Origin of the sequence: Bacillus sp. JJ1127 (assembly GCF_036965845.1) — a bacterium.
Taxonomy (GTDB): domain Bacteria; phylum Bacillota; class Bacilli; order Bacillales; family Bacillaceae_G; genus Bacillus_A.
Genome location: NZ_JBALQK010000296.1, coordinates 1 through 3,718, shown reverse-complemented (window position 1 = coordinate 3,718; position 3,718 = coordinate 1). Strand labels below are relative to the sequence as shown.

Here is a 3,718-nt window from a genome sequence, read left to right as displayed (position 1 = left end):
TATTTGTATTTGTATTTGTGTTTTTATTTGTTACTTGTGTGCTCCAGTTCTGGAGCCTTTTTTTATGCGAAAATGCTTCAAGATTGAGACAGGGGCAGAAATATATAAGTTATAAAGCTAATCTTTCTTGTTTTGTAGGAGGATTAGCTTTTTTTATAAATGCGTGTGCTATTTGTTGGTTACATTTTACAAATAAGTGAATAAGTTATATAATCAATAACCATATTAACATTGTTAATATGGTTATTGATTATATAAATCGTGTGAGGTGTTTATATTGAAAGGAAGAGATGTTGTTTTAGGGTTACTAATGGAAAAAGAGTTGTCTGGTTATGACATAAAAATTGTCTTTGAAGATGTATTTACTTATTTTTTTGATGGGAGTTTTGGGATGATCTATCCAACGTTAAGACAATTAGAGAAAGAAGGAAAAATAAAAAAAGAGGTTGTAATGCAAGAAGGAAAGCCAAATAAAAAAATGTACTTCATAACGGACGAAGGAAGAGAAGAGTTTTATCAATATATGAAGACTGATGTAGAGAAGGATGTTCTACGCTCTGACTTTCTAATGCGCATGTATTTTGGGGACTATAGCGATACAAATACGATGAAAAAGTGGATTGAAGAAGAAATTGAAAGAAAGGAAACGTATATCGCCGATCTTCGCTTGAAATATGAGAAGTGGAAAGCGGGTATAACATTTGCAGAAGAGATTTCGTTAGATGTGGGGATCGCATCCTATACCGCACAAGTAGAAACATTAAAGAAGAAATTAGCTCAGCTTACACATAAAGAAGAGACTGATGAAGAGTAAAAAGAAACGTTCAAGGTAAATAAAAGGGGGAGATTGACATGGAGCAATCAAAGGGCATCAAAATAGTATTTTTAATGTGTTTAGGTATCTTTCTTTGTATGATTGATACGACCATTATGAATATTGCTTTACCGGCCATACAAGCTAGTATAAATACATCATTAGAAAAAATGTCATGGATATTAAATGTGTATACAATGACGATTGCGGTACTTGCGATTCCATTAGGACGGATTGCAGATATTTTTGGTAAGGCGAAAATGTATATCATTGGTTTAATCGTTTTTGGAGGCGGCTCAGTACTTTGTACATTTGCGAATACAGGAGATTTTTTAATATTTTCTCGATTTATACAAAGTATAGGTGCTGCAATTTTATTTCCGACGAGTATGGTAATTGGAGTATCAGCAGTTCCATTAGCTAAGAGACATATTGCACTTAGCATTTTAGGGATAACACAAGGCCTATCAGCTGCGATTGGCCCTGTAATAGGGGGGCTTATTACACAAAATTTAGGATGGAGATGGGTATTCTTCGTCAATATTCCGATTTGTGTCGTTGGGATTGTTTTATGCTTTATTATGCTACAAATAAAAAATGAAGAACGTGTTGTATCCAAAATTGATTGGATAGGGTTAGTGCTAAGTAGTTCAGCGATTTTCTTTTTCACCCTCGTATTAGTAAAGGGGAATACATGGGGATGGCTAAGCGGTTTAGCATGGGTTTGCTATATGACCAGTATTATTTCCTTCCTATTATTTATTTTAGTAGAAAGAAAAGTTGCAGCGCCGATGGTGAATTTACAACTCTTTAAAGATCGGACCTTTGTTGGAGCTTCTATTGTTGTTATATTAAGTAATCTGTTCTTAATTGGAGTAACTGTATTACTTCCAACTTTTCTTACAAAAATGCAGCATCGAACAGAAATTGAAGCCGCTTTTTTAGTTACACCTATTTCAGCGATGATATTTGTTGTTTCTCCGTTATCTGGAATGCTGATTAAGAAGTTTGGGAAAACCTTTATTATTTTATCGGGCTTTATCGTGATGAGTGTAGCGTATTATTGGTTACAACTGATAGGGATAGATTCGGCGAGTAAAGATATCATTGTTCCTTGTATGATATTAGGTGTTGGGTATGGTTTAGTTGTAGGGCCTATTACAATTTTAAGTGCTTCTTCATTTGAAGGAGAATTACTAACTGCTTCTCAAAGCGTCGTATCGATGCTAAGACAAGTAGGGATTGTATTAGCTGTGGCTATATTTGTGTCAACTTTAACTCATAATCTATCGATAAATAAAGAGAAAGTTTATCGCTATGCCGAAGAAAAAGTTCGTAATATCCATGTAGACCAGGATGAGCAAGCTAGAATATTACAAATAACAAAAAAAAATATACAAAATAAAAACTTTGAATCAAATGCGGAAAAGAAACAAAGTGAAGACAATTTTGGTCTGAGCAAGGAACAAAAAGAGAAGTTAACTCATGAGAAAGTAAATGAAGCTTTAAGCAGTGTTCCAATAGAATATAGAGAAGTAAAAAGAGAAGAAATTACAAAGCAAGTAACAAAAGCGATTGAAGAAAAAGAAAAGAAAGTAGGGGAAGAGATTCTTGCGTTCGCAAGTGATGTTAGTCACTATGCAGAAAACAAGATGGCGATGAGTTTTACAGATTTATATAAAGTGAGTGTACCGATAATTTTGATTTGTGGTTTGGTTAGTTTTGTGTTTTATGAAGGGAAGTTTCGAGTAAGCAGGAGAAGAAAGGGGATAACAAGTGAGGTGAGTGAAGCAAATAAGTAATCATTGTGATTGGATTAATGAGAGAAAAGCTATATACCGTATTTTAGAAAGTGTTATGTTAGTTCTCTCCACTTAGAATACCACTTTGAAATAGAATGTAGTAAAATTGTTCATACCAATAACATTCTTATAGAAGGAGAAATGCAGGAGCTGTTTTTCTTGTGAAAAAATGCACATTTATCCTCGGTTTATCCCGTAAAAGCCCGATTGGTGAGGGCTAATAATCAGTGGGGGATGAAGAATTCCTCACTGATTAAAGTTTCACTTTATATTTAGAGGTATACGGCTGGAATTTTAATGGGATTTGTTGGAATAATACTAGGAGATGTATAATTTTTTGTTTACAAAGGTGTCTCAATGATTGAGATATTAATTCGCAATTGGTATGGCTGGATGGTGATTACAAATAGAACAACAATTACATTATCTCATTTCACATTTTGGGTATTTCGGAATTATTGTTGCTTTAGTTGGTGGGATTATCGGGTTACCAATACCTGATGAAACAATATTAACGTTTGTAGGATACTATGTACATAAAGGGGAAATGAATTTTCTCCTTGCATTATTAACTGCGTGCATTGGTTCGTCAATTGGTATTACGATTAGTTACTTTTTAGGAGTAAAACTTGGAATTCCGTTTTTAAAGAAATTTGGTCCAAAAATACATATTACAGAAAATAAAATAAATCGGACACGGACTTTGTTTCAAAAAATTGGTCCTGCCTTATTGTTTATTGGTTATTTTATTCCAGGAGTTCGACATGTTACTGCTTATTTAGCTGGGATTTCTGGTTATCGATTTTCGACATTTTGCTTTTATGCGTATTCAGGAGCATTATTATGGAGTTTTACTTTTATCAAGCTAGGATTTGAGTTAGGAGAAAAATGGCGTCAGGTAGGACATTATGTTCACCGTTATGGGTTTGTTCTTTTGATTCTATCACTGATTATTGCGTGTTTGGTTCTTCTATATTTTCGCTTGAAAAAAGATAGACGTAATGTATCATGATACATATTATTTTGAGGGATATGTAAATTAGTAATTACATCATTAATGTGATGCGAGAACTTAGTGTTAAGTCCACAAATAGTTATCATG

Annotated in this window: 3 protein-coding genes; all 3 read left to right on the top strand. The window is 33.6% G+C overall.

The genetic code is table 11. From position 1 onward, the window contains the following. Window positions 1-277: 277 nt before the first annotated feature. The 3 genes from V7183_RS22965 (at window position 278) to V7183_RS22955 (ending at window position 3,628) form a co-directional block, all read left to right on the top strand. Window positions 278-814 (top strand): helix-turn-helix transcriptional regulator, encoded by a 537-nt coding sequence (locus V7183_RS22965; protein ID WP_335360956.1) that lies wholly within the window; start codon window positions 278-280, stop codon window positions 812-814. A gap of 38 nt (window positions 815-852) precedes the next feature. After that, window positions 853-2,616, top strand: a complete 1,764-nt coding sequence (locus tag V7183_RS22960) for an MFS transporter (RefSeq protein ID WP_335360955.1) — start codon at window positions 853-855, stop codon at window positions 2,614-2,616. Window positions 2,617-3,022: 406 nt separating this feature from the next. Further along, window positions 3,023-3,628, top strand: coding sequence for a DedA family protein (locus V7183_RS22955; protein WP_097896351.1), 606 nt, complete (start codon window positions 3,023-3,025; stop codon window positions 3,626-3,628). Window positions 3,629-3,718: the final 90 nt, after the last annotated feature.

Coding starts and splice junctions, on each gene's coding strand:
- V7183_RS22960 (WP_335360955.1), top strand. CDS start 853: ATGGAGCAATCAAAGGGCATCAAAATAGTATTTTTAATGTGTTTAGGT.